Origin of the sequence: Acidianus ambivalens, assembly GCF_009729015.1 — an archaeon.
Lineage (GTDB): Archaea > Thermoproteota > Thermoprotei_A > Sulfolobales > Sulfolobaceae > Acidianus > Acidianus ambivalens.
Genome location: NZ_CP045482.1, coordinates 733,724 through 757,897 on the forward strand (window position 1 = coordinate 733,724; position 24,174 = coordinate 757,897).

Annotated in this window: 27 protein-coding genes and 2 pseudogenes; 15 read left to right on the top strand and 14 right to left on the bottom strand. The window is 33.8% G+C overall.

What is annotated here, in order from left to right; genetic code table 11:
- Positions 1 to 104: 104 nt before the first annotated feature.
- Positions 105 to 463: pseudogene (locus tag D1866_RS04405) on the bottom strand (DUF2173 family protein).
- Between the two features lie 309 nt (positions 464 to 772).
- On the opposite strand from D1866_RS04405, the gene D1866_RS04410 reads away from it, so the two are divergent.
- Positions 773 to 1,549, top strand: coding sequence for an aldose 1-epimerase (locus D1866_RS04410; protein WP_152942561.1), 777 nt, complete (start codon positions 773 to 775; stop codon positions 1,547 to 1,549).
- Here D1866_RS04410 and D1866_RS04415 read toward each other — a convergent pair.
- The 3 genes from D1866_RS04415 to D1866_RS04425 form a co-directional block, all read right to left on the bottom strand.
- Positions 1,546 to 2,544 carry an SLAC1 family transporter gene (locus tag D1866_RS04415; RefSeq protein WP_152942559.1) on the bottom strand — a complete coding sequence of 333 codons (999 nt, stop codon included), beginning with the start codon at positions 2,542 to 2,544 and terminating at the stop codon, positions 1,546 to 1,548. The genes D1866_RS04410 and D1866_RS04415 overlap by 4 nt on opposite strands.
- Positions 2,545 to 2,619: 75 nt before the next feature.
- Positions 2,620 to 2,940, bottom strand: coding sequence for a hypothetical protein (locus D1866_RS04420; protein ID WP_152942557.1), 321 nt, complete (start codon positions 2,938 to 2,940; stop codon positions 2,620 to 2,622).
- A 298-nt stretch (positions 2,941 to 3,238) separates the two neighbouring features.
- On the bottom strand, positions 3,239 to 4,324 hold the full coding sequence (locus D1866_RS04425) for an MFS transporter (RefSeq protein WP_152942555.1): 1,086 nt from the start codon (positions 4,322 to 4,324) through the stop codon (positions 3,239 to 3,241).
- A gap of 795 nt (positions 4,325 to 5,119) precedes the next feature.
- Here D1866_RS04425 and D1866_RS04430 point away from each other — a divergent pair.
- Both D1866_RS04430 and D1866_RS04435 read left to right on the top strand, forming a co-directional pair.
- Positions 5,120 to 6,670 (top strand): APC family permease, encoded by a 1,551-nt coding sequence (locus D1866_RS04430; protein WP_152942553.1) that lies wholly within the window; start codon positions 5,120 to 5,122, stop codon positions 6,668 to 6,670.
- Between the two features lie 30 nt (positions 6,671 to 6,700).
- Positions 6,701 to 7,564 (top strand): KaiC domain-containing protein, encoded by an 864-nt coding sequence (locus D1866_RS04435; protein WP_152942551.1) that lies wholly within the window; start codon positions 6,701 to 6,703, stop codon positions 7,562 to 7,564.
- Positions 7,565 to 7,596: 32 nt separating this feature from the next.
- Here D1866_RS04435 and D1866_RS04440 read toward each other — a convergent pair whose 3' ends face one another.
- The gene (locus D1866_RS04440) at positions 7,597 to 8,451 is read right to left on the bottom strand and encodes a DUF973 family protein (RefSeq protein ID WP_152942549.1); all 855 of its coding nucleotides are present in this window, start codon (positions 8,449 to 8,451) and stop codon (positions 7,597 to 7,599) included.
- A gap of 702 nt (positions 8,452 to 9,153) precedes the next feature.
- On the opposite strand from D1866_RS04440, the gene treH1 reads away from it, so the two are divergent.
- From treH1 to D1866_RS04455, 3 genes and pseudogenes are all read left to right on the top strand, one after another.
- Positions 9,154 to 10,914 carry an alpha,alpha-trehalase TreH1 gene (treH1, locus tag D1866_RS04445; RefSeq protein WP_338025403.1) on the top strand — a complete coding sequence of 587 codons (1,761 nt, stop codon included), beginning with the start codon at positions 9,154 to 9,156 and terminating at the stop codon, positions 10,912 to 10,914.
- A gap of 129 nt (positions 10,915 to 11,043) precedes the next feature.
- Positions 11,044 to 11,628, top strand: coding sequence for an IS607 family transposase (locus tag D1866_RS04450; protein ID WP_152942545.1), 585 nt, complete (start codon positions 11,044 to 11,046; stop codon positions 11,626 to 11,628).
- A pseudogene (locus D1866_RS04455) lies at positions 11,606 to 12,896 on the top strand (RNA-guided endonuclease InsQ/TnpB family protein). Before D1866_RS04450 ends, D1866_RS04455 begins: the two are co-directional and overlap by 23 nt.
- Here the strand turns inward: D1866_RS04455 and D1866_RS13645 are convergent.
- The 4 genes from D1866_RS13645 to D1866_RS04470 form a co-directional block, all read right to left on the bottom strand.
- Positions 12,891 to 13,013: a hypothetical protein gene (locus tag D1866_RS13645; RefSeq protein WP_269199647.1), complete on the bottom strand. Its 123-nt coding sequence runs from the start codon at positions 13,011 to 13,013 to the stop codon at positions 12,891 to 12,893. The pseudogene D1866_RS04455 and the gene D1866_RS13645 sit on opposite strands and share 6 nt — an antisense overlap.
- Positions 13,000 to 13,590 carry a hypothetical protein gene (locus D1866_RS04460; protein WP_152942543.1) on the bottom strand — a complete coding sequence of 197 codons (591 nt, stop codon included), beginning with the start codon at positions 13,588 to 13,590 and terminating at the stop codon, positions 13,000 to 13,002. Before D1866_RS04460 ends, D1866_RS13645 begins: the two co-directional genes overlap by 14 nt.
- A gap of 206 nt (positions 13,591 to 13,796) precedes the next feature.
- Positions 13,797 to 14,375: a hypothetical protein gene (locus D1866_RS04465; RefSeq protein ID WP_152942541.1), complete on the bottom strand. Its 579-nt coding sequence runs from the start codon at positions 14,373 to 14,375 to the stop codon at positions 13,797 to 13,799.
- Positions 14,376 to 14,407: 32 nt separating this feature from the next.
- Complete coding sequence (locus D1866_RS04470; RefSeq protein WP_152942539.1) at positions 14,408 to 14,971, bottom strand: hypothetical protein; 564 nt, start codon at positions 14,969 to 14,971, stop codon at positions 14,408 to 14,410.
- A gap of 297 nt (positions 14,972 to 15,268) precedes the next feature.
- Here D1866_RS04470 and D1866_RS04475 point away from each other — a divergent pair, with 297 nt between their 5' ends.
- Positions 15,269 to 15,520 carry an antitoxin VapB family protein gene (locus D1866_RS04475; RefSeq protein WP_152942537.1) on the top strand — a complete coding sequence of 84 codons (252 nt, stop codon included), beginning with the start codon at positions 15,269 to 15,271 and terminating at the stop codon, positions 15,518 to 15,520.
- A gap of 12 nt (positions 15,521 to 15,532) precedes the next feature.
- Positions 15,533 to 15,898, top strand: a complete 366-nt coding sequence (locus tag D1866_RS04480) for a PIN domain-containing protein (RefSeq protein ID WP_152942534.1) — start codon at positions 15,533 to 15,535, stop codon at positions 15,896 to 15,898.
- Positions 15,899 to 16,235: 337 nt separating this feature from the next.
- Here D1866_RS04480 and D1866_RS04485 read toward each other — a convergent pair whose 3' ends face one another.
- From D1866_RS04485 to D1866_RS04500, 4 genes are all read right to left on the bottom strand, one after another.
- Positions 16,236 to 16,658 carry a nucleotidyltransferase domain-containing protein gene (locus D1866_RS04485; RefSeq protein ID WP_152942532.1) on the bottom strand — a complete coding sequence of 141 codons (423 nt, stop codon included), beginning with the start codon at positions 16,656 to 16,658 and terminating at the stop codon, positions 16,236 to 16,238.
- Positions 16,640 to 16,981 (bottom strand): HEPN domain-containing protein, encoded by a 342-nt coding sequence (locus tag D1866_RS04490; protein WP_152942530.1) that lies wholly within the window; start codon positions 16,979 to 16,981, stop codon positions 16,640 to 16,642. The genes D1866_RS04485 and D1866_RS04490 overlap by 19 nt, the downstream gene beginning before the upstream one ends.
- 156 nt (positions 16,982 to 17,137) lie before the next feature.
- Entirely contained in the window at positions 17,138 to 17,470 is a 333-nt protein-coding gene (locus tag D1866_RS04495) for a PaREP1 family protein (RefSeq protein ID WP_152942528.1), read from the bottom strand.
- Positions 17,439 to 17,822 carry a PaREP1 family protein gene (locus D1866_RS04500; protein ID WP_152942526.1) on the bottom strand — a complete coding sequence of 128 codons (384 nt, stop codon included), beginning with the start codon at positions 17,820 to 17,822 and terminating at the stop codon, positions 17,439 to 17,441. Before D1866_RS04500 ends, D1866_RS04495 begins: the two co-directional genes overlap by 32 nt.
- Before the next feature lie 164 nt (positions 17,823 to 17,986).
- Between D1866_RS04500 and D1866_RS04505 the strand changes: the two genes are divergently transcribed.
- Both D1866_RS04505 and D1866_RS04510 read left to right on the top strand, forming a co-directional pair.
- On the top strand, positions 17,987 to 19,312 hold the full coding sequence (locus D1866_RS04505; RefSeq protein WP_152942524.1) for an APC family permease: 1,326 nt from the start codon (positions 17,987 to 17,989) through the stop codon (positions 19,310 to 19,312).
- Between the two features lie 719 nt (positions 19,313 to 20,031).
- Positions 20,032 to 20,448, top strand: a complete 417-nt coding sequence (locus tag D1866_RS04510; protein ID WP_152942522.1) for a hypothetical protein — start codon at positions 20,032 to 20,034, stop codon at positions 20,446 to 20,448.
- 54 nt (positions 20,449 to 20,502) lie between these two features.
- Here D1866_RS04510 and D1866_RS04515 read toward each other — a convergent pair whose 3' ends face one another.
- Positions 20,503 to 20,829 (bottom strand): hypothetical protein, encoded by a 327-nt coding sequence (locus D1866_RS04515; protein ID WP_152942520.1) that lies wholly within the window; start codon positions 20,827 to 20,829, stop codon positions 20,503 to 20,505.
- 135 nt (positions 20,830 to 20,964) lie between these two features.
- Here D1866_RS04515 and D1866_RS04520 point away from each other — a divergent pair, with 135 nt between their 5' ends.
- From D1866_RS04520 to D1866_RS13650, 5 genes are all read left to right on the top strand, one after another.
- Positions 20,965 to 21,222, top strand: coding sequence for a DUF4898 domain-containing protein (locus D1866_RS04520; RefSeq protein ID WP_152942518.1), 258 nt, complete (start codon positions 20,965 to 20,967; stop codon positions 21,220 to 21,222).
- Between the two features lie 876 nt (positions 21,223 to 22,098).
- A complete protein-coding gene (locus D1866_RS04525; protein WP_152942516.1) occupies positions 22,099 to 22,365 on the top strand; it encodes a hypothetical protein in 267 nt (88 codons plus the stop codon).
- Between the two features lie 40 nt (positions 22,366 to 22,405).
- Entirely contained in the window at positions 22,406 to 22,588 is a 183-nt protein-coding gene (locus D1866_RS04530; protein WP_152942514.1) for a hypothetical protein, read from the top strand.
- Entirely contained in the window at positions 22,581 to 23,261 is a 681-nt protein-coding gene (locus D1866_RS04535) for a hypothetical protein (RefSeq protein ID WP_152942512.1), read from the top strand. Before D1866_RS04530 ends, D1866_RS04535 begins: the two co-directional genes overlap by 8 nt.
- A gap of 434 nt (positions 23,262 to 23,695) precedes the next feature.
- Positions 23,696 to 23,821: a hypothetical protein gene (locus D1866_RS13650; protein WP_269199648.1), complete on the top strand. Its 126-nt coding sequence runs from the start codon at positions 23,696 to 23,698 to the stop codon at positions 23,819 to 23,821.
- The last annotated feature ends 353 nt before the right edge of the window (positions 23,822 to 24,174 follow it).

Here is a 24,174-nt window from a genome sequence, read left to right on the forward strand (position 1 = left end):
AAACTTAACTACGATGCGCTCTTTCCAAAAGTTCCTAAAGAATTTAGAATAAAAGACGAAATGATAACTAAAAGAAAAAAAATTGACTTAAGGTCTTCACTACCTCAAATTCCTGCAACTTCTCTTAAAGTTTTGAATATTTCATTAAAATCAGCCTCATTTAATTTCACAAATACTCCATATTCTCCAACTACACAGACAGCATATTCTCCTGCAGCGACTGCCCAACCTATTAATGGCTTCCAATTCATCTTTGAAAAAGCAGAGAAGCCATCCGCCTGCATCTTTGCCATCTAGTTGCGCACATCTCAGCAACCATTTCTGCAACTTCCTTTGGTATTTCTCCTTTATACGCTACCAGTTCTCCGGTTAATTTATATTGTCCAGCAGCTATTGCTCTCTTTAATTTATTTTTCCAACTTTTCTTCCGGCATGTTTCTCTAATATATATGATATATTTCATATATATAAGAATTTATATTAAACATTGATAAAAATAATAATAAGTAAAGTATCACTCATTAACTATCATATTAAACATTATAGAATATCTTCAGAACGACTACGCAGTTCGGTAAAAATTTTCGTATTACATTTTTTAAATTTGATAAAACTTGAGCGTAAAATCGATGAGAAAATTTTAAAATCTAAATCACTTATTCTCTTTTCCATTCATTATTTTCTAAAATTCAAACTGAATTAAGGATTCAATAAATGGCGTTAACACTCCCGTGATGTTAAAAATTTTTTATCCATGAATATATGGTGTCATATGCACATTCAAAAAGGAGATACGGAAGCTGAAATCCTAGATAAGGGTGCTTATTTATATTCCTTTAAGGTTAAATCAAAAGACGTGTTGCTAGAAGGTAGGGAGAGACAAACTAGAGGAGGAATGGCTTTACTAATCCCTTTTGCTAACCGAATAAAAGGAGGAGAATATTATTGGAGAGGTAAAAAGTACGAACTCCCTAAGAATTCTGAAGGAAACGCAATACACGGCTTAGTTAGGGATAAAATATGGGACGTTGAAAGCTTAAAAAGTGACGAAGTAACTCTTTCCCTTTACTTGAAGGATCCCGGTTATCCGTCACCTCTCTTTATCAAGGTGAAGTACTCTCTCGACTCCTCTTCATTGACCACCGCGATCAGTGTGAAAAACGAGGGCGAAGAAGCCCCCCTAGTCGTAGGAGCTCATCCGTACTTCATAGTTAAGGGCAATTGGAGGATCTTTCCTGACAAGGCTAAAAGGCTCATAATGAAGGATAAAATACCTACTGGAGAAATGGAAGATTTTACAATAACTCAAGGAGAGTACGACGATTGTTTTCTACTTAAAGGAAACGTAACTTTAATTTCTGATTATTCAAAAGTAACGATAGAAAAGGAAAATATGGACTTTGTTCAAATATACACCGGACAACCTTCTGCAGTAGCCGTAGAGCCTATGAGCGGTGCTCCCGATGCATTTCATAACGGCATAGGGCTAATAACTCTGAAGGAAGGAGAAACTGCAACTTTCACTTTCAAGATTTCCGTAAGGCTTTAGACCTTATTCTTTAAAACAAAGATAGTATTCCTTAAAGAGTAAGCATAAAGCAAGATGATTGCCAATGAGAAGGCGACTTCTGTAGCTTCAAACACCGGAAGCGACGTTTCTTGGTAAAGCATAAAGTCAGAAAAGGAAGATATTGCTAAAGGAAATACGTAGGCCCAGCTAGTTAGCGAAGGTTTATCTTTTATGTGCTTCACTGCAATTATGAGTGCAACTAGCGAATTCCATATTTCAAAGCCCCAGAGCATTATTGCGAGTGTTAAGGCAAACTCCGGAGGGAAATAAAAGAGGTGAAGGTAATTATAAGACGGAAATACTAACACGTTAATAGCTAATACGCTTGCTGCCCCCACGGGAATCATTACAGTAGCCGAACTTCCCTTGTATATTATGTGAGATAGGAAGGCTATACTACCTATAAATATCACTTGGAAGAAGGTTATCCCAACTGAGAATAACATGATAAAATACACGATTTTAACAAAGTAAGTCGATATGAACGGGAAAGAAGGAGGTAATAGTGGAGCACTTAATATAACGTTAGCAGAAAGTGCTATTGCTGGAACTAATAGTGCGTAAGATATCTCGTTCTGTCTAACGTCCTTGGTAAATAATTTATATCCTAAGTATACGTTAACTAAAAACACAATGGCGTAACCCAAGAAGTAAAGGACTAAGAGTGCATAGGCTATTTCATAATTTATTTCAACATAAGTCATGAAAAAGAAGCCTGCAATGAATAATATTACTCCTAGGAAGGCAGTAAAGCTTATCCTATTCAAGTTCTCCATGTCCTCTCTCCAATTCGTAGTTATCCTAGATATCCAGCCAGAAAATATTATAATAAAAATTACTAGAGCTAGAAAGTATATTACTTTTCCTACATCGAAAAGTATAGGTAACTTAAAGAGTATAGAATTCATCCAACTTACTAAAGATAATGCGAAGGTTCCTATAACCACGGGGAACCATTCTGAGCCTAACTTCATATGGGTAACTTTGTTACATAGTATATAAATATTAGCTAGAATTGAATTTTAACAACTTTAACCTAGGCTATTTTCTCATAACAAATCCTTCTCGTCAATTCTAATCCTATTTACCTCAAGATAAGCGAGCAAGTCTAGGACCTTCCTCATATACATTTTAACAAAGTAATAAACGTGGTAAGAGCGGAACTCGTTCTCATCCTTTGTAATAACATTAAGGTATTCTTCAGGAGAATAATGCTTTACTGTAAGCTTTCTACCTTCTACTTCTATCTCTTTAGGAACTTCCTTTTGCGAGACTATGAGTAGCTCGTCACCTTTAATTCCAGCCAGTTGTACATACCACTTATCTACTTTTTCTAAAGCCTTTAATACAACTTCCTTCTCTTCCATCATAATTTAATAAAATAATTAATTAAAATATCTTTCCATACTCTTTAGACTACCTTTAAAAGATTGAAAGCCTAACCCCCTTCCAGGGAATGGAAGAGCAAGATAACCGTAAGAGCCCCCAGTTACTTTGTAGTCGAAATAGAAGAGCTAAATAAATTCCAAATCTTGCATTGAGTTAGTTATACATTCCTATTGAATAATTTCGCTAGCTCAACCTTTTTAAACCTACAAGTAATTTAAAAACTTGGATGAAGAAGGCTACAGCCCCAATGAACGGTGAAGAGAGGCCTGCGTTCTGACGCTAAATTAAGAAAGAGACAGCCAAGGATAGAAGAGCGCCTGCAGATAGGGTTAAAATTCCTAGAAAAGGAGACAAATTAACTGCAAAGCCTATGCTTATTGGAGCGAGCAATGAGCCTATTTGAGAAATAGTGTTAGCAAGACCTATTGAACTGCTTGAATTCTCTTTTCCTGCAAATTTCACTATCAAAGTGTCAGTAGGAGACCTAAAGGAAAAAGAGAAAATGCCTAAAAAGAAGGATAGCCATCCTATCCTGGATAAGAATAAGAGAAAGAGGAATAATACGTAAAGTAAGAGCGAAATTTGGACTACTTTCTTTTCACCTATTAAGCCCGGCAGTTTACTCGAAACTACAGTAGAGGAAACTAAGCCTAAAGAAAAGATTAGGAAAATTAAAGATGAGTTACAGAAGTGAAAGTATAAAACCAAGAATGGGAATAACCAAGCAGTAGTGCCCCAAGAAACCCACATTTCTCCAGATCTTACTAGGATTGAAAGGAGAATCGACCTCGTGAATAATACTTTAGTTTCTCTTCTTTTTCCGCTCACATAATCATCTTTCATGGATAGGGTTATGAAGAAAACAGAGAGTAAACTTATGGAAAGTAAAAGGTAGAATATTCTCCAGTAATTGTAAAGTAATCCTGAAATTAAACCAAGTAAAAGCACGGCAAAAGGTGCGGAGCTTTCTAGCATTCCTAAGTAAAAATAGAGAGGAGAGAGTTTAACTGAAACAATTTTAACTGAAGAAGGAAATAAGGCTGAAACTATAAAACCAGACAATAAATAAGACAATAAAATTATATCATAAGATGGAAAGAGAAATATTAATAGAATCAGTATTGAAGATACTAACGAAGAAATAAGTATTGCGTATTTTACTCCGTGAAGATCAATAAATAAACCCCAGGGAGTTGAGGAAATTACATAACCTACGTAAAACGACGTTAAAACGAGTCCAATTTGCACAGAGGTTAAATGAAACTGCATTGCCACAGGCACTGATATAACACCCCACGCTGAGCGGAAAAGTAGCTGTAGAAAAGTTATGATCCAACTGTAGGCAAAGATCTTAATGCTTTGCATCTATTAGAGAGATGAGAGGGGAATATATAAAAATTGAGCTTTCTTTACAATATTAAGCATAAAAAGACTATAAATAATTGATAAATAAAGCTGATGTAAAACTGGGGAAAATACTTAGTATACAATTCCTCTACATCATCCCCCCTGCATACACAGGAGGTTCCGCTTCATCGTCATCAATAGAATATATACTCCAAGTGATATAATGTTTTATGCGTTTTCTAGGTATACCTCAGGAGATCACGACATAAGTTTACCTTATGTTATAGGTTACGCATATTCTGATGAAAGTTCCTCGATAGAGAAAAGCAATATTAGAGGCTAGGAGAATCCTTAATAAACCCAATTATGTTTTCCATGCTTATCACGACGATAAAAAAGTGAGGGAAGTGCTCTTAGATTCTTTAATAAAAAAGAGTTATAATAATCCTGGATAGTAAAATCATTAACTATTCCTTCTTATCTAAATTAATAGATAAGTGCTCTTATGCAATATACGATAATCCAATATTTGATCATATATTATCTAAAATTGTTAAAAAGAGTATAAAAGTTACGTCTTCCAAATCTTCGACCCCCTTGTATTTCCTTTTACAAGTGGCTGATTATTTTTCACATTTTTGGTGGGAGGTATTATCTCACGGTTTGAAAGATTTTAATCAGTTTGAGAAGATTTTATCGATAACAGATAGTCTCACAGTTATAGGGTTTAAAACTTCTCTTACATTTATAACATAGGAACTAGGAAATTTGTTAAGATGAAAGCTTAAATATCTCTTACAATTTTTACTCTTTATGCCTCTACGTAAAGAACTCGGTTTCATGGAACTCGTAATTTTAGGAATTTCTGGTGCAGTTGGGACTGGAGTCCTTTTCAGCTCTGCAGGAATGTCTGCTTTAGCTGGCCCTGGAGTTATTTTAGCCTGGGTACTAGGTTCGATATTTTACACTTTCGTAGGCTTAACTTACGTAGAACTATCGAGAGTTTATCCAGAAGCAGGAGGTCCATCTAGATATGCAATATACTCACATGGTAAAGTTACTAATTTAATAAACGCAATGGCAGATCTCATTTGGTATTTATTTATACCACCTATTGAGGCCCTTGCGGTAGTTGAGGGATTGGACTATTTTTATCCCTCGTTGATAAGTTCTTCAGGTGTTCCTACTACTGAAGGCGTTTTAATAGGTGTCGCAATTTTATTGCTTTTCGTTCCTTTCAATTATTTCGGAGTTAAATTCTTCGGAAAATCTACCCTCATAGGCGGAGGAGTAAAGCTAATTCTTTACCTAGCTGTAGCCTTAGGTGTAATCGCATTATCTTTCATTCCTAGTAATTTTACTGCTTACGGGGGTTTTCTTCCCTTCGGTTTTGCAGGAGTATTTTCAGCAATACCTTTAGCCATGTTTGCCTTCGGAGGAATTAGAGTTATACCAGATTATGCGGAGGAAGCTAAGACTGAAAAGCTTGGTAGTGCAATACTAATAACTATCTTAGGTCAATCCTTAATTTACGTAATTTTCTCAATTGCCTTTGTTGCGTCCTTGAATTGGAGCAAATTAGGCATAAAACAAGGTTGTTGGTCCTCATTATCATCACTTCCCGGCAATCCTTTCATTGACATTGCCTCAAGTCTACATTCCTCACCTTTACTTTTACTAACCATAATAATAGGTATTATAGGACCGTTTATTACTGGATACATTTACTTGGGTGCAGGGACGAGAGTTTTGTTTGCAATGGGTAGGTCTGGATACGTGCCTTCATCTATGAAGGAATTGCACGAAAGGTACTCAATACCTTACTGGAGCTTAATAGTTTTCGCAATTGTAGGTTCAGTGGTAACTTACATTTCCTCACCTTTGCCAACAATTTACGGCTTAATTACCGACAGCGTTGTTGCAGGTTACATAGGTTTTTCAGTGAATCCCGTAGTACTGGGTTCTCTATGGAGAAGAGGAGTCATAAAGAATAAATTGACTCCCGTGATCTCACCTTTAGCTTTTATTTCATCATCTTTAATAGTATTCTGGTCAGGCTGGCCTTTAGTTCCTTACGCGGTAATTTTACTTACTGCAGGAAGTTTAATTTTTGGTGCAATCTACAAAGTGAAGGAAGACTTTGTTAAATCCTTGTGGTATATAGGAGATATTGCCTTCCTAACTATAATGACTTATATAGGTAGCGACGGTGCTCTAAATTTAATTAACTTTTATGAAGCATCTGCAATAGTTTCAGTGGTATCCTTGATTTTTTATTTTTTAGGAGTACAAAGTAGTAATATATCTATTACTACTACTACTAGAAGTAACTCAGATAAAGCAAGCAATAAAGAAGTTAGTTGACTTTTTATATTTTAAAGAATATTTAACCTCATGAACGTAAGAAGAGTTAGGACTTACATTCCAGGTTTGGATGAAATACTATATGGGGGTATTCCTGAAAGGAACATTGTCCTTGTTTCTGGAGGTCCAGGGACAGGTAAGTCAATTTCAGCACAACAGTTCATTTATAACGGATTGATTAGAGGAGAGGCAGGAATATATGTAGCTTTAGAAGAGCACCCAGTTTCTGTATTAAGGAGTTTTCATCACTTCGGCTGGGATGTGACAAAGTTTGAGAAGGAAGGCAAATTCGCAATAGTTGATGCTTTTACTGGAGGTTATGGATCAACTGCACAAAAGGAGAAATACGTAGTAAAGAACGTTGATGACGTTAAGGAATTGGGAGACGTATTGAGGCAGGCTATAAAAGACCTAAAGGCTACTAGAGTTGCAATAGACTCTGTAAGTACGCTTTATTTAACAAAACCAGCAATGGCTAGGGGAATTGTAATGACTTTAAAGAGGATAATTTCAGGACTCGGCTGTACTGCGTTTTTCGTTAGTCAAGTTTCCGTAGGAGAAAGAGGCTTTGGAGGGCCAGGAGTTGAGCATGCAGTAGACGGAATTATTAGAATGGACCTTGATGAGGTTGAGGGCAAAATGTATAGGTCAATAATTGTATGGAAGATGAGAGATACAAAGATTTCCATGGTTAGGCATCCTATGGAAATAACGGATAACGGAATTGTTGTAGAGTGGGATAAGTACTTAAAGATCACTAACTTCTCCGCAACAGTTGAACCATTACCGAAAGAGGAAGTTGATGAGATGAAGAAAGCCATGGAGGAAGAAGAGAAGGCTGAAAAGGAAAAGGTTACAGAAGAAATTGAAGAAGTTGAAGAGAGCGAGGAATAAAAATTCCTTTTTCTTTCTTAATCGCTTTCTAGCTAAGTAGGAGTACAAGTTACAACTGCCTTAATGCTCGTCCCGTTTGACAAGTAAATTGTAAGATAATAATTATTCCCTGGAACCAATCCAGTTACTCCTAGAAATCTCATTGTTATAGAATTGTTACCAGGATTTAACATATTAGGATTTACGTCCGTTGTGGTGTAAAGAGTATTATCTATAGAGGCACTTACTATATTTACAGCAATTGAGGAATATAGGGTAAGCGTAACAGTACCGTCCAGTCTTATTATTCCTTGTCCTACTTGATAAACTTGCGGTTGATACATCGAAGGAGCTGTATAAGGTTGGGGCATCATGGTTCCTCCGCTCAGTTTCCTTATAATATCGTCAACACTAACATAAGATAATATCCAGCCCACAAATGAAATAAAAGGAATAATAATTAAAATTCCTCCAATTTTTAGCATATCGTTATTATAAAAGCTACCAAGATTGTAAATAACTAAACCTATGAGTAAATAAGCTATAAAGAGAACTATTGCAGCCAATAATACTATTACACCCCCAGCAGCTGCTAAACCTAAACTGGCAGAGAATATTCCCGCTATAGCTAGTATTCCTCCTATTAATTCAATAATTATTCCTGGTAAAATTAAGTTAATCCCTGTAAAGCCTCTCGATACATCTTTCCCAGTAGAAGCGAAAGTTTGAAATGCGTCCCTAAGCTTTGGTATGGCCATCATGAATAAAAGAACTAAGTCTACTATAGCCATGACTACAGCCGCAACGCTAGCAACTTCCCCTATGAGGGCTAATACTCCTATGATTATAAACCACAGAGAAGCGTCTTTTAGTTTCTGTAACGCAATTACGTCTGTTTGAAAGCTCATAGGCTTATTCTATATATTAAAATAAAAAAGTTTTTGCATAAGAGAATAACAGATTTTAATTAAATAATAAGTTTTATTATTGGCTCATTTTTTCAGTGTACCAGTATATCAATCGTTCTATACAAAAAAGATCCTAAGTTAAGCGTGTGAATGTTAAAGGATAATCCTATTATAACCAATACTGCAAGGATTTGTGAAATTTACAACATTTAAGTGGATTTTATTGTATAATCTTCTTATGAATCTTATATATCCAGTTATAAAAGAGTTAGCATATCACTATACTCTTAAACTATAACCAGTGATATTTTCCTCCTAATCTAAGATTAATGAAAGTTTTAGGAGCTTTATTAGGCCATATATCACAAGAATTGCATACAAAATGGAAAAGACAGGAATTTAACAAGTATAATACATTAATTCAGGTGATTATATTAAAAATTCTATGTAACTCTTAAAAATCAGAATAAATTGATTTATATACAGATACTCAATGATATTACATATATTCTGCCTATTCTGGGTATAACAGATTTATTCTCATATTTAACTGATTCAAAGTTTCACAATTTTCATCTTCAGCATTTAGAACAACATATATAGCTCCCGGAATAATTTTTGACAGAGTATTACTCACGAATGTAATACTACATTGTATATGCTTAGCATATGCTTTATTATCTACTAAACTTTTCTAATTTTGTGAAACCTCTCCCCTGCATCAACAACGAATTTACAGGAGCTTTAATAAAAGGAACTGACATTGTTTGGCTTGCATTTCCAAGGTATGATTCCCCCTCAGTTTTTTCCTCAATATTAGACCCTCAAAGAGGAGGTCATTTCTTTATCTCAGGAGAAGTAGCAAATCAGGAATACTTAGTTCCAAACGTTCTACTCACTACACTAAAAGACGGAAGCGAAATAACGGATTTATTACTCCACGGAGAACATGGATTAGTAAGAAAAATTGCGGCAAAAAATCCGTTAAAAATTTCAATTTTCCCTGTCTTTAATTACGGTAAAAGTCCAGCAACAATAGAAAGGCTTTCAGATAACGTCTTCAAGTTCTCAAATCCTGAAAGTTCCGAGTTTCTGGAAGTCCATCTCCTTTTCGATAAACTTGACCAGATTTCTGAAAACTCTTGGACAGTTTACGGTGAGGGTTACATTTACATGGGTTACTTTAAAGACGATAGGTTTGGAATATACGGCAAAAGACAACTTAAATTCGACGTTGCTAGAGGATTTGAAAGAACAATAGCCTATTGGAGGAATACAATGAAGAGGGGAAGGAGTAAAGGAAAAATTGCAGAAATAGAAATTGAAGGATACACTGGAGACCAATTACTTGACGCTTACCAAACTTCCGTTGGAATACTTTTAGGACTACTTTACAACCCTACGGGCGCAATTGTTGCTGCCCCAACTACATCTCTTCCAGAGGTAGAAGGAGGTTCGAGAAATTGGGATTACAGATTTGCTTGGGTTAGGGATTCGTCAATAGTAGCAGAGGCTTTAATCTCTGCAGGCTTTTCTGCAGAAGCTAGGAGAATAATAGAATTCTTCTCAAGAATGGTCTCATTTACTTCCAAGCCCTTCATCTATCCTCTCTACTCGATTGATGGCTCAGTCCCTCCAAAAGAGGAAGAAATTCCTTGGCTTTCAGGTTACGAAAACTCCAAGCCAGTAAGAATAGGGAATGCGGCTGCTGGACAATTACAGCTTGATTTAGAAGGTTTCTTCTTAGATGCTTTTTACAAGTATTATGAAGCTACTGGAGACGAAAATTACATAAGAAGCCATGTGGACGTAATAGAATACATTGCAGATTGGGTTTCTGAAAATTGGAAATTAGAAGACGTAGGAATATGGGAAGAGAGAGGAGTACAAGGGCATTATATTCACTCTAAGGTAATGATGTGGGTTGCTTTAGATAGGGCAGGAAAATTAATGAACGCAATAGGCAAGGAAAACCCGTGGAAGGAAACTAGGCATGAGATAAAGGAGTGGATTTTACAAAACGGAGTTAACAACGGAATATTCGTAAAGAAAGTAGGGAGTAATGAAGTTGACGCCGCGCTGCTTACTTTACCAATTTACGGTTTCATTGACGTGCAAGACAAGACTTTCTTAAATACGTTGAGGGAAATAGAAAATCAGCTCTTGTACAAGGGACAACTGAAGAGGTATAAGAGGGACTTCCTAGGTGAGACTAAATACCCCTTTGTCCTTGCATCCTTATGGTTGGCTAGGGTTTACATTAGACTAGGTAGAATTCAAGAGGCTAAGAATATAATTAAAGGAATACTTGATGCTACTCAAGGAATATACTTAGTTGGAGAGCATATAGATCCAGACAGGAAGGAATTTACTGGAAACTATCCTCAAGCTTTTGCCCAAGCAAATTTAATCCTAGCATTGGATGAATTGGCAGAAGCCGAGAAGAAGGAAGATAAAAGCTGATTATCTTTAATGATTTTCTCTCCCCTTCTTTTGTCCTCTTTATATCTTTCTCTTTATTCTTTCTAGCCGTTGCCAACAGTTTTCGATGAACCGTAAAGTTTATATTATTTCATCATAAATTCTTATACAATGCTAAGACCTAAGGAAGTATGCCAACGCTTAGGAATATCCTATGCAACGCTTAGAGAATACGTAAAGAAGGGTTACATCAAACCAGTAATATTACAGAGTGGAAAGTGGAGGTTCAGAGAAGAGGACGTAGAAAAACTGATGGGAATCGTTAGAAAGAGGAAAGTGATCCTTTACGCGAGAGTGTCATCAAACGCACAGAAAGATGACTTAATAAACCAAGTAAAATACCTAGAGGAGAACGTTAAAGATTACGACCAAGTAATAACAGACGTAGGTTCTGGGTTAAACATGAAGAGAAAAGGATTCCTCAAATTATTAAGAATGATACTAAACAACGAGGTGTCAAAGGTCGTTGTGGCTTACCCAGACAGACTAGTTAGGTTTGGTTTCGAGATAATAGAGGAAGTGTGCAAAGCACATAATTGCGAACTCGTGGTATTAAACAATGAGGACAAAACACCAGAACAAGAGCTGATAGAGGATTTGGTCTCTGTACTGGTATCATTTAGTGGGAAACTCTACGGAATAAGGAGTCAAAAATACGAAAAGGTGAAGAAGTGTGTCGAAGAACTTAAGAATTAAATCACTCCAACCAGAAGAGGAGTACATTTACTTAACATACTCCTTGGAGAATGATAAGAAGGAGGAGACGAAAATATTACTAGAGAACTACAAAAATCTACTACAGAAAGCATTAGACTGGTTATGGGAGAGGACTAGGATAGAAAGGAAGGAAGTGAAGAAGGGTAAGAAAGTATTTACGAAGGTCAAAGTCAAGTTACCTAAAAAGAAGGAAGTGTACAAGGCGTTAAGAGACGAGTTAGAGAAGATCAACAACTTAGCCTCACACTACGTTGATAAGGCAATTAATGACGCTTACTCAATACTGGAAAGTTGGAGGAGGAGAGTCGAGAAGGGACAAGCGTCATTGAGTAAACCAACACTGAGGAAGGTTTACGTTAGGGTAAAATCAACTCTTAGGAAGGTTGATGGCGAGAAAGTAAGGATTACTGTAAGACCTTACGAGTATATTACCTTCTCTTGGGATCACACTTGGTTTTCTAAGCGGGTTAAAGGGCTTGAACTAGGTGAACCAATAATTAAGGAGGATAAAGTGTATCTGCCATTTCGTTACAAGTTACCTTGGTTTACTCCTCTTGACTTTCTTTCTATTGATAGTAACCTCTATACTCTAGACGCTTACGATGGAGAGAAGTTCGTCACATTTTCTATCAAGGAGCTTTACAGTCTAAAATACGGTATGGAGTTGAAGAGGGGTAAAATACAGTCTTTTTGCTTCAAAGCACGGTAGGAAGGGGAAGGAGTTGATGAGAAAATATTCCCACCGTGAGAAGAACCGTGTACTGGATTATGTTCACAAGTTCGTGAATAAGTTGCTGGAGATGTATCCTCTCACGTTGTTTGCTGTTGAGAAGTTGAATAAGCAAGAGATGTTTGAAGATGCTAACGACTCCCTTTCTAAAAAGATTTCACGGACTGTGTGGAGGACTATACACCGTGTGCTAAAGTATAAGGCACCGCTTTACGGTTCCTTTGTTAAGGAGGTAAACCCACACCTCACTTCAAAGTCCTGCCCCAGATGTGGATGGGTTTCCCGAAATGTTGGCAGGACTTTTCATTGTGAGAGGTGTGGGTTCACTCTAGATAGACAACTGAACGCGTCACTAAATATTTACCTCAAAATGTGCGGGTTTCCCCACATCCGTTATATTCCGCGGGTGTGGGTTGGGGTTATCCCGCTAAAGGGGCGGAGGGGTAACGGGTTTACCCGTGACTCTGGTGAAGCCCAAGGGCTGAGGATTGATATTAAATATTATGAAATCCTATGAAGCCCAAACCCCGGTATCTAACTTAAAAGTCGTGTTAAACTTTATTCCGTTTTTACAAATATAACCATCAATTAGAATTTCTCCATTTTGAGTTATTATTCCTTCAATTATCGCCATTTATATATTCTCCTTTATCTAATCTTGAGAGAGCGTATGCAATAATTCCAATAGCGCTTAATACCCCCCCAATTACTGCTATAGGCTCCCATTGAGTTAAGGATTTTGGAGGATTTAAAGTGACCAAATATTGCGTTCTAACTTCTTTTATCCACTTTTTGGCTATCGCATCATAAATGTGCAATTTATCATAAGCAATTCTGTAGAAATCGAATACTTCGTAAATTGAAGGAATAGTTTGATACTGTTGGTATTCTAGATAATCTCTACTGAGTTCAAAATGACCATCAATAAATCCGTCATCATATATTCTAACGTGAAGTTCCCAAACGTTGTAAATCTTCATTGATAGATAGAATTTCTCTCCTTTGTTAGATTTTAAGTTAACGTCTTTAAATCCAGAATTCCTTAGAGCATTAACTACTTCCTCAATTTTATTTCTAGGCACAAAGAGCCTCAAATTTCCTTCTTTCAATACGTATTCCTTTGGCAACACAGCAGAAGTTCCGTCAAAATAAATAACGTCTCTAGGTAAATATGTCGAAATAGGGTATTCTACTACAGTAGCGCTCTGCATATATTCTTATTCTCATTAATTATTTTAAACCTTATGAAACTCTACGAGAAGAAATAAGGAATTAGTAAATTTTGATAATACATACATAAACTTTCCACGAGATGCTATAAAATAGTATAGGAAGAAACATGGAGAATAGAGGTCACACTACATAGTAAGGTGATATTCACGTTAATAAAGAAATACATTTGTAATTTAGTCATAAACTATTTCTCACTATCAGTTTCTATAGATTTTATTACGTTTACAAAGAACGGTACAAAGTAAGTATCTAGACCTATGAAGAGAATCAAGGACATTAATATAGCCCCTTGATAAGAGATTAAGGAGATAATTATTGAGCTAACCACTGTAAAAATATAGTCAAATATTGAAGATATGACTGAAATTACGGAGCTGGACGTCGCATACACATCTTTAGGAATTAATTTGTATTTTGCTAGAGAATAATAATATCCTACAACACTGCCTAAAATTCCATTTATAAAAAACACTAGATATATCAAAGGAAGATACTGAACATTTGTTAAGAATAAGAAAACTCCGATTAGAAAGTCTGGTATAATGTATATTAGGTATAATATCCAATTGCTTTTCCTAGTAATATTAGTTATTCTAGCTAATTTATTTCCTATTAATCTTCCAGAAATGGAGGTTACTGTTAATAAACCTATTAAAATCGGAGGCAAATGAAAGGAATAATAAATTAGATATACAAAAAATAGACTAAATAATGCGTTGGGCAAAGAATAAGCTATATTACTAACTATTATCTTTCTTAGCACGTCGTTTTTAATTACTTTATGTAATGATTTTCTTAAAATAAGTATAAATGAACCTTCTGAGCTCTCGTTTTTATTTCTCCATCTATGTTAATATTAGATAATAATCTTAGGCCTATTAGATACAAAATTAAAATTACAGTGAGATTTTCCGTTATATTTAGCGACAATAAAGAAGTTCCTAAAATTGTTCCAATAGCTCTCGTTAATAAGCCGTATTTTCTTATTGAATAAACTTCGTTCCTATAGTCTTTTATTAAATATCTAACTGTTACACCTAATATTTTATATTCTACGGATTTAATGAAAGTACTGGCTATCATACCAACAGTAAATACTATAAGGAAGAGATCTTTTACGACATAGAGATAAAGAAATAATGGATATAAAATAATAAATAACATCATATCTATAATATAAGAAACTCTCAATAATTGAAATTTATCTTTTTTATATTTATCTACAAAAGGAGAAACCAGTAAACCTATATGAGGAGATATAAATTCAGATATCATAAAGAAAGTGAAAGTTAGAGTAAGCCCTATTATTCCCATTAATCTCCATAATAGAAAATAACCCGTGGATATGTCTGCTATCATAAATAAAGATCTAAACACCAAAACTTTTCTCAGTTCTATCAATTTTCCTCTCACCGTAGTTTTAGTGGTTTATCATTAATTTTCTTCCTATGTCCGTATTAATATAAGTTAGTATTTCCTCACTTCATTAGTATAATACTTCTAATAAGGTATTCCTTATTTCCCCAAAGGCCTCTATTAAATATTGTGGATTAATTATTTTAATATTCTCTTTATAAGCAATTATTCCAAATTTGAAACTTACAGCAGATAATTCTAGATTAAGTCTTATATACTTTGTAACAAAGTAACAAAGTGATGTCAGAAACAATTAGAGTATCAAAAGAAGTAAAAAGGGAATTAATCAAAATCATGGGTGAATTACAGATAGAGAGAGGAGAAAAAGTAGACTTTAACGACGTAATAGAGTTCTTACTTTCTCTTTATAGAAAGAAGAACCCAGAGATTTTAAGGAGTTTAGTAGGAATCTTACCTAACCTTTCTGCGGAAGAGCTTGAAGAAGAGAGGAGAAAGGAAATTGAGCGTGAAAAAGAGAAGTATGGTGTTTGAGTCTGGGACATATTGTCCGGAAGCAATAAAGGTAAAAAATTGGAAAAGTACATAGAAGATAAGCTGGACGAAGTAGTAATAAATGAGTTAAACGTTGAGGAAATAAAATACGTAATTTGTAGGAAAAACGGAGAAAAGAATGCAGAAGAGGTTGAAAATATGCTTAAATCTTCGGGTTATTTTACAATATTCCCGTTTTCCAGGGTAAAAGGAGAAGTTTATAAGATAAAGTGTAAATATCCTATATCGTTAGCTGATGCGAGCAGTATTGCAACAGCTAAAGTGCTAGATTTATCAACCTTATTTAGAAGGGAAAAAGAAATTGAGCCTTTTAAAGCAGAACTAAATGTAATTTTTGTTGATGAGATAATCAGATAAATATTAAATTAAACAAGCTTTCTTAGAAATTTTATGTCTAACTAGGTATTATTCCAAGATTTCTTTCATTAATTTCGTTTTATACTTTCCCTGAACTCAAAACCTTAGTTCTCCTATACCTTATCTACTAGCTCTATCGATATATAAGATATTCTACCATTCAATAGTTATAAACTCCTCACATTCAAAACTTTTCCAAGACTTTTATTCTGTAAGATTGCCGAACTAATACTTGAGAAGCAGACTGGAAATTAGAAAAAATGAAATCCTGATTGGTTTATTTCCATAATAGGAATTTAGATCTTTTTAATTTGAAGTTCTAACATCTCACATTCTTTTAACTCTTATACTTAGGATCGTCGTAAATTATTATATCCTTCAACTTATTAACGTTCTCCTTCATCATTCTTTCAATTTTCTCCTTTAAATTCAGGCCGTCGTATAAGATCTTATAACCATAATAAAACATGTGAGTCAACTTCAAATTGTTATCGTTAACTTCCTCTGGTTTCATCACTATAATATCTACTGGGAAGTAGGGTCTAGTAGTTTGGTAAATTTCAATACTCTTATGCAAAGGGTTTTCACAGCTCACAAATACTATTATATCAAAATCACTGTTAGGCCTATTCTTTCCCCTAGCTCTACTACCAAATAATACTATGGTTGAATCAGGGTAAGAACTTATTAATTTCTTAAGGAAATCGCTGAACTTCCTTTCGTATTCCTCGTTTATTCTCTTCAGAAGATCTTCAACCATTTCAAAATCACCTCAGCGTTCTTCTTACAATTTAAAGCGTCATTTCTGGAGTAAAAGGACATTAAGGAATACCTAGAGGAAATATAATGAGGGTTCAAGTTCATTGCACAAGTTAAAATATCGTCTGGAGGATTAAAATATTTTAATAGCTCTACGAGGTTGTGAGTATAAGGATGTTCATTCCTAGTTATCTCTAGGAGGCCTTTAATTGCTAACTCAACGGATTGATGAAAAAGAAAGCAAGCTAACCAATAATATCCCTTATTTATTGCGTCATCTCCTGCAGTAAAGCTTTGCTTTCCCTTTTCTATTAGCTCGCTCATGAATGATTATTTACGACTAACTTTAAATTAATAACACCATTATCAGCACAGCGATTTTCTTCACACCTCAGCTGAAACACGGTTCATCATTTTACTATTACATTTACGCACAATCTTATAGAATTTTTCTACTATAGTTAGATAGTCTAGTTTTACCTATATAAGAGACCATATTTTCTTCACTTTCATAGAAATCTTTTCCACATCACTTTTATCTAGTACCATTTCATGAAATCCAAAAACGTGCAAATACCAAGCAGAATGCCAGATCTTGTATACTTCTCCTCCTAAGTTCTTTGCGGCCTCAAATAGTATAGAAGAAGTCCATCTTTTTTGATTCTCCACGGTTCTTAATATGCTAAGATTTTTCCTTATTGATAAAAACTTTATTGCTTCTTCAGCAGCCTTATAATACTTTTCCGAAGCTTGAACAACGTCACCCTTAGAAAGAAGATCATCAGCTTCTTTTATCCAGTTCTCTATTTGCAATTTCGTCGCTGATTTTAACAAGTTTCCTCACGTTTTCTGCCTCATCTTTAACTACATCTAAACTTAAATTCTCTACGGTAAGTAATACTATTGCAGATTCCCAATACTCAAATATATCCTCATTATTCAATTTTTTACATATTTCTACAACAGCTTTATGTAAAGTCGCTAAGTCCCAGCCACTTTCCTTAGCAATATTAAGAATATCCTTTAATCCTAAGTTTACTGTTAGGAGTTTTATTGCTTCTTCAGCAGCCTTATAATACTTTTCCGAAGCTTGAACAACGTCACCCTTAGAAAGAAGATCGTCGGCAATTGATAATAATACATCAGAGGAAGTTTGAATTAGCATTAAATAAAATTTAGAAAGAACCTTAATAATTCTTACTCTCTTCTAGATCTATTATTATAAAAGTAAGAGCAATTTAATTATCCTTTCTTTTATATCCGTGATATTATTTTATCAAAATTACAATACAAGTAAGTCTTATAATTTTCCTCCGTGATTATTGTATAATGAACGACCAAAAGCCAGTAGAGATTAACAAAAGCAGAGCCAAGAGCAAACTTTCAACTTCAGACTTATTTTTCCTATCCTTTGGAGGTCAAGCTCCTTTTATTTCTCTACTAACCTTCGGTACAGTAATGATATCGTTAGTTGGAACTCAGGGAGCTTTTGCAATGTTGATTGCTACTGCGGTCGTTGCATTAAACGGAATAGTAATAAATAGGCTAAGTAGTAGGTTTAAGAGGGGAGGAGGTTACTATACTTACGCATATTACGCATTAACTGAACGACTTGGCACAAGCACCGGTTGGGTTTATTTAGCCTATGCATTATCTTACGGGGGTACCTTGCTAGCAGGCGGAGCTTACGTATTATACTCTATACTTAGAATGTTACCTTTTACACCTAGTATATTGCTTAATCAATGGTTATTGGCATTAATAGTTAGTGGGCTAGCTTCAGGATTAGTGATTGCAGGAGTTAGGGCATCAGCAAAGTACGCAATGATTATGTCAACTGCAGAAATGATAGCTCTCGTTAGCCTGGCAATATTCTTCTTGAGAGATTCAGGATGGCACTTTTATAATCCTTTTACTGTCAATTTATCTCCCTCACTTTTTGAGGCAGTAGTTTTTGGTCTAGGAATTCCTACAGGCTACGGTTCGATAGCACCGTTAGGTTACGACGCATCTTCAAAGAGTATAGGAAAAGTTGCAGTTGCAGTAGTATTTTACGGAGGCCTTTTAGCAACGTTTTTCTTTTACTCCTTAGGAGCATTAGACTTTACAGGGAACTTAGTTCAGTATTTATTAAGCGACTTCGGGATAGTTGGTGCAGTAATCCTAGGTTTTATAGCATTAAATGATGGAACACTGGGTGGAATGAGCTATATTCTCGCAAATTCGAGAACTTTAAAGGCTATGTCAGAGGATAAGGTATTTCCTTCAATTCTGGCTAAGGACATAAAAGGAAAGCCCTTATACGCTGAAATCTTGATAGCAGGAATATTCACTTCTGCAGTGGTAGCACTTACGAACTTTATGGGATTATATGGAGTTTTCGTCATACTAGGAGGTTTGGCGGGTATATTTAACTTATTCATACATTCTTCAGCAGATTTATCCTTAGTAAGGATTACCGCAAAGAGAGCTAAAAAACACTGGTGGGAATTAAGTATAGGAATATTAGCAACTTTAGTTAGCATTGCGGTGCTTATATACTCATTTACGGGATTCTCTCCAATAATGATAAATATCTTCTTGGGCTGGATAGTCCTAGGTTTCTTCTATCTGGAAATTAAGGAGATGCTGTCGTCATCGTCAACAGAAGACTAATGCAAATGACGTCATTTTATTATAAACAGTAGTAATTATTTGCTTCAAAAGTGGAAAAATCTTTATTTTTTCCCACCAGGTGGTGTTAGTTAAATTAGATAAAAAGGTGGGCTTTATTTACCCAAAGAAATTAGGAATTAATGTAGATGAGTTTTACATTTCTGTATTGCAGAAGGAATTATATTAGTTCCTAGAGTTAAAGATCCTATTGAGGTTCTAGAGGGAAAAAGTTACTTAAGTATCGAGGAATTGAAAAAGAAGGCCTTAGAGGAGGCTAAAAAGGAAATTGGATTACACAGATTCCTTACTATAATAAAAGATGAAGATTAGCTAAAGAGAAAAGCTTCATTGCTCTTACAGAAATACAAAAATGATGTATCGACGTATATAGCAACTTTTATTGAAATATTACTAATATCAAAGAAATTCTCTCTTGACCAAATTACTATATTGATTATGGAAATAACAAGAATCTTTGATGAGAGGGCTGCTAGTTAAAAAAGGTATTCGATGCCTTTCACGCTTCTTTTTTTCATGCGGAAAAATAATTACCTTGATCATATTTACGATAGTTTGGGAATAAAGAGAATTAAACTTGAAGATCCTTAACGACAATCTAAAGATAAATTCCTTTTTAATGTGATTTATTATAAACATTATAAGCCTCTATTTAATACTCATCTAGCAACCCTATTTAACCTTGAACGAAAACATATCATATGGAACCAATTCTTGTAGGAATAACTAGAGAAGGAAAAATTTTCGAGAAAGGCTTTGCAACTTCAGCAGGTTTTCTAGACATTCAATTGTCTTCGGAATATTCATCGTTTTCCCTTAATGATAAGATAACCTGCATTAAAATAAAAAATAAATCAATATTGAACGGAGATGAAATAGAAGTTGATTGCATTAATTTCCTTAAAAGATATGTAAAATGCATTGAAGATCTTCTGAACAATTTTTATCATTGTAATAATAAGGAGTTAATAGAAAACGTAAAATTCCTTAATGAAAAAATAAAGTACATCGTGTATTTAAAAGAGGACGAAATTATACTTCCTTTTGTGGGAGAAGAGGAGATGGATTCTCTTTCTTTTAAGATACTAAGAGATTATAAGGAAAGATTTTACAAATAATATATAAAAGGAGTAAGAGTTAATTCTCTTAATGTTCGCCTAGCCTTCAATTCTTTACTCTTCAATTACCAGGTAAAACTTCTCCTTGAAGTAGTTCTCAACTTCACCTTTTAATCTATAGCAATCAATCATTTTAAGCTCTAAATCTGGAAGAGTCCAGTAAGTATATCTATACTTGCACAGTATAACATAAAACGGTTTTAGGTTTATTCTCATTGTCCAAATATATTTATTCGATGGTGCCAAAGAGAATATGCTTCCTTTACTCCTAAAATAGTGAGCGTTAGCCTTAAGTTTAGGGATAATCTCGTCTAGAACGTCTTTAGCAAATAATCCGTGCTCACTCATTGATCTGTCGTATAATGACTCTATTACCTTCATGAGTATTACTTTGACGATCAAGAATAAAAAGGTATTACATCAGAATATTGCAGTTAATTCTTCTATTTAAATGTATTTATATCGATTAATCTATTCATTACAACATATTTATAATATAATAAAGTATGTACGCATATGGAAAGAAAGAAGATAATAAACGAGGAATGCCTTTATTATAAGGAGATACCTAGGTCAATAATATCAAATTATGAGAAATTCTTTAATTTCGTTTTACCTAAAAATGTGGAAGATAAGGAAATAATTATAAGCATCCCAGAAGCAATATTTCACGAAATTGAAATAATAAGAAATTCAATATTAAAAGTAATAAAATTTAAAACTATAATAATAGTTCTAGATAAATCTAGTAATATATCCGTATGCATAAAATAAAATATTTATAATCTTATACTATGGGTTAGATAAAAATTTTTAGTATATATTGTACATTAAAATTGATCAGAAATATATGGGAAACTTATAATAAGTTTTAATTCTTTCGAGTGTTAAATGAGATATTATGTAGTATTTTCCCGTAAATTGTAGAAATAGTTAAATATTGCTTTATATTTTAATTTATATAAAGGATTTACATTTATTCATACAAATTTCTGAATAGATTTAAGTAGAATAGACGGCACGAACATTAATTAATTTTTATTGGTTAACTTTTTTATTCGAGGTGAATTCTTAATTATAAACTTAATAATATGTAAGAGGTTGAAGGACTAAGACAGTTGGGCTATAACTTAAATTCCAAATACTTGGTTCATAGTATTGAAAATTATTCATACATATCTTCAAATGGACTAGGAGAGTTTAAGTATACAATAAATTTTACTTTAAAAGAAGATTTAAAGAAAGGATCTGTTTATATTCAGTCTTCTTAAGGAGTAACATGTTAGCGTAAACGAACTATAACATAATGCGTATAAACTATGATAATTCTGGAAGATAGTGCGGTAACAAGACTTGAAGAGAGAGTAAGGAAATTAATTATCCGGAAGAAGTTTTGAGGATATACATCTGATAATGGATTTTCTGGTTAAAATTAGAAACTTTAGGAATATAACAATTGTAATCTGCAATTCATTACTTTATCGATATGCAATGCAATAAAGGATTTGTGATCGTTTTGTGTTTAAGAATTTCTTGTATTCTATATTCATTAATCTTTATATAATTTGAGCAATAAAAATTAAATAAATCGCTATTTAGTTAGATATATTCTCATCAGAACTTATAAATTTTTATCTTAAATATATAAATGTGAAAAATTATAGACGAGATTTATACAAACTCCTAATTACCCTTGGTGTTGCTAAGAAAATGGGAAGATATTACGTAATATCTAAACCGTGGTTACGTAAGCTCGAAGTAATAGTTGATGAAAATTCTTGTACCTTTATAGGAAAATACGGTTACGGGAGTAAAGAAGCTATTGGAGAAGTTTTCTTAGATGGTCAAGCAGTAAAAGTTAAGGAAGAGATTAATGATTATGAAAAAGAAAATCCTAGTTTTAGAATAAGGATTTAAACTTTGGAAATTTAAGGGCTATTTAGCTTTTAGTTTACTTTTGCATACATTAAACCTTACTATATATTATGATAAAGGAGAGTTCTATCCTATAATTTCTGATCCTTATTCAATACATTATGAGGCTTATAGAAGGGAAACTAAGTATCCTGTGAAAAATTCATTTACTTGGATAAACGCTAGACCAAATGTTTATGGTATAGAAGTGATTAAAAATGTATGATGATATAAAAAGGATACTTAAGTCTAAAGGCTATAACATTGATGATTTTGATTTGATAATCTATAAGGTTAAAGCAATGGAAAAGTACGGTATATCTGGGCACTATATAAGGTATTATAAAGCGGAATACTTCAGAACTTCGCATACTGATATATTAGATGCGAGTTACCTTTCACCTTTCTTTCCAGATTCTGTTTTAATTGATTATTATTATAAATTAATAGATAAACAAGAGAAGAGAGAAGTAAAATTGGACACTTGGATTACTGAAGGAGAGATAATGGAGAATAACTTACATAGGAAAAAGGTATTTAAAGTGAATAAAAAATTATATGAAAAATTAGAAGCATATAAATCTTATTTAACAGAACAGTACTATCACGTATACTCGAATTTCTTAACTAACAAGAAGCTAGCTGAAGATTTCTTTTCCAAAAACGATATTGAAACTAACATTTTTACAGACTCGAAAACAGTTCACCTTAACGTTGAAATTTCGGTTGAAATAGAAGGTTATGAGATGTATAATATAAAGCCTATAATTAGGTATATAGGTGGAGAAAAAAGCGAACTTAAAGATGGGATACTTAAAAAAGAAGGTAATAAGGTCACTTTGTTTATACCATTCCAAGGCCCTAGCACTTACATCGGAATAAATTACTGGCTAAGATAATGGTATGTTGCTAACTCTAGTGCGTCTAATCCTGCCAATGGCTTAATTGGAAACGTGACTACCCTACCTATCAAGCTCCTCTCATAATCACATAAACGGTAGGGAGGTCATTGATACATATATCACGACGATATTTAGAAGTAATTAAGAATAATACGCACAAAAGATTTGGAGTTTCGACAATAGATGAAGAAATTATAATCAAGATTTCAATTAAAATACTACATAGCACGTCAGTTTGATAAATCGTTATCCATTAAATTCTTTTCCATCTATTTAAATCATAAACTTTTTGCCAATTGCGCTTTGTAGATTGAATTTTCCTATGCAAATTTTGAGAAAATTCTTAATAAACAACTCAGCTAGGAAGGGTTATTAGAAGAATTATAGGGATTACACAATGAAAAATAATATTAGGAAGATAACTTACTCTCTTGACTAACGAAATTTACGGAATTTCGGAAAATTACGCTAGACACTATAAGGAAAAATTCTTTACAAGAGAGATTAAGGAATTAACGCCAATATCATTATCTACATTTTCCCTGATGCTAATTTAGTTGAATATTATTATATAATAAAAGTAAGGAGATAAGAAAATTATCATTACTAGCTGGATTACTGAAAAATACATAACTGAAGATGGAATCTTAAGAAGATTTTAGTTCTAAACAGAAAGCTTAACGAGAAATTAGAGGCTTACAGATTTTATGATATAGAGATGTATTTCCATATTTATTCGAAATGATTTTCCAATAAAGAAAATACTAGAGACCTTTTATCCAAAGAAGATATAGAAACTCTGGTAAGTACTAGAAGTGATGAAATAGTTTATAAACTGAATATAAATTACTTAATCCCCAGTCTTAGCCATAACTGTAAAAGATAAGCCAATAGAACTTAATGGAACACA

Bases quoted from the DNA above. Each gene is read 5' to 3' on its own strand.
- D1866_RS13645 (WP_269199647.1), bottom strand. From the start codon at position 13,013: ATGGCGATAATTGAAGGAATAATAACTCAAAATGGAGAAATTCTAATT.
- D1866_RS04485 (WP_152942532.1), bottom strand. From the start codon at position 16,658: ATGGTTGAAGATCTTCTGAAGAGAATAAACGAGGAATACGAAAGGAAG.
- D1866_RS04435 (WP_152942551.1), top strand. From the start codon at position 6,701: ATGAACGTAAGAAGAGTTAGGACTTACATTCCAGGTTTGGATGAAATA.
- D1866_RS04450 (WP_152942545.1), top strand. From the start codon at position 11,044: ATGCTAAGACCTAAGGAAGTATGCCAACGCTTAGGAATATCCTATGCA.
- D1866_RS04425 (WP_152942555.1), bottom strand. From the start codon at position 4,324: ATGCAAAGCATTAAGATCTTTGCCTACAGTTGGATCATAACTTTTCTA.
- D1866_RS04430 (WP_152942553.1), top strand. From the start codon at position 5,120: ATGCCTCTACGTAAAGAACTCGGTTTCATGGAACTCGTAATTTTAGGA.
- D1866_RS04515 (WP_152942520.1), bottom strand. From the start codon at position 20,829: ATGAAGGTAATAGAGTCATTATACGACAGATCAATGAGTGAGCACGGA.
- D1866_RS04520 (WP_152942518.1), top strand. From the start codon at position 20,965: ATGGAAAGAAAGAAGATAATAAACGAGGAATGCCTTTATTATAAGGAG.
- D1866_RS04490 (WP_152942530.1), bottom strand. From the start codon at position 16,981: ATGAGCGAGCTAATAGAAAAGGGAAAGCAAAGCTTTACTGCAGGAGAT.
- D1866_RS04470 (WP_152942539.1), bottom strand. From the start codon at position 14,971: ATGATAGCAGACATATCCACGGGTTATTTTCTATTATGGAGATTAATG.
- D1866_RS04535 (WP_152942512.1), top strand. From the start codon at position 22,581: ATGTATGATGATATAAAAAGGATACTTAAGTCTAAAGGCTATAACATT.
- D1866_RS04415 (WP_152942559.1), bottom strand. From the start codon at position 2,544: ATGAAGTTAGGCTCAGAATGGTTCCCCGTGGTTATAGGAACCTTCGCA.
- D1866_RS04410 (WP_152942561.1), top strand. From the start codon at position 773: ATGCACATTCAAAAAGGAGATACGGAAGCTGAAATCCTAGATAAGGGT.
- D1866_RS04460 (WP_152942543.1), bottom strand. From the start codon at position 13,590: ATGCAGAGCGCTACTGTAGTAGAATACCCTATTTCGACATATTTACCT.
- D1866_RS04505 (WP_152942524.1), top strand. From the start codon at position 17,987: ATGAACGACCAAAAGCCAGTAGAGATTAACAAAAGCAGAGCCAAGAGC.
- D1866_RS04475 (WP_152942537.1), top strand. From the start codon at position 15,269: ATGTCAGAAACAATTAGAGTATCAAAAGAAGTAAAAAGGGAATTAATC.
- D1866_RS04440 (WP_152942549.1), bottom strand. From the start codon at position 8,451: ATGAGCTTTCAAACAGACGTAATTGCGTTACAGAAACTAAAAGACGCT.
- D1866_RS04420 (WP_152942557.1), bottom strand. From the start codon at position 2,940: ATGATGGAAGAGAAGGAAGTTGTATTAAAGGCTTTAGAAAAAGTAGAT.
- D1866_RS04500 (WP_152942526.1), bottom strand. From the start codon at position 17,822: ATGCTAATTCAAACTTCCTCTGATGTATTATTATCAATTGCCGACGAT.
- D1866_RS04510 (WP_152942522.1), top strand. From the start codon at position 20,032: ATGGAACCAATTCTTGTAGGAATAACTAGAGAAGGAAAAATTTTCGAG.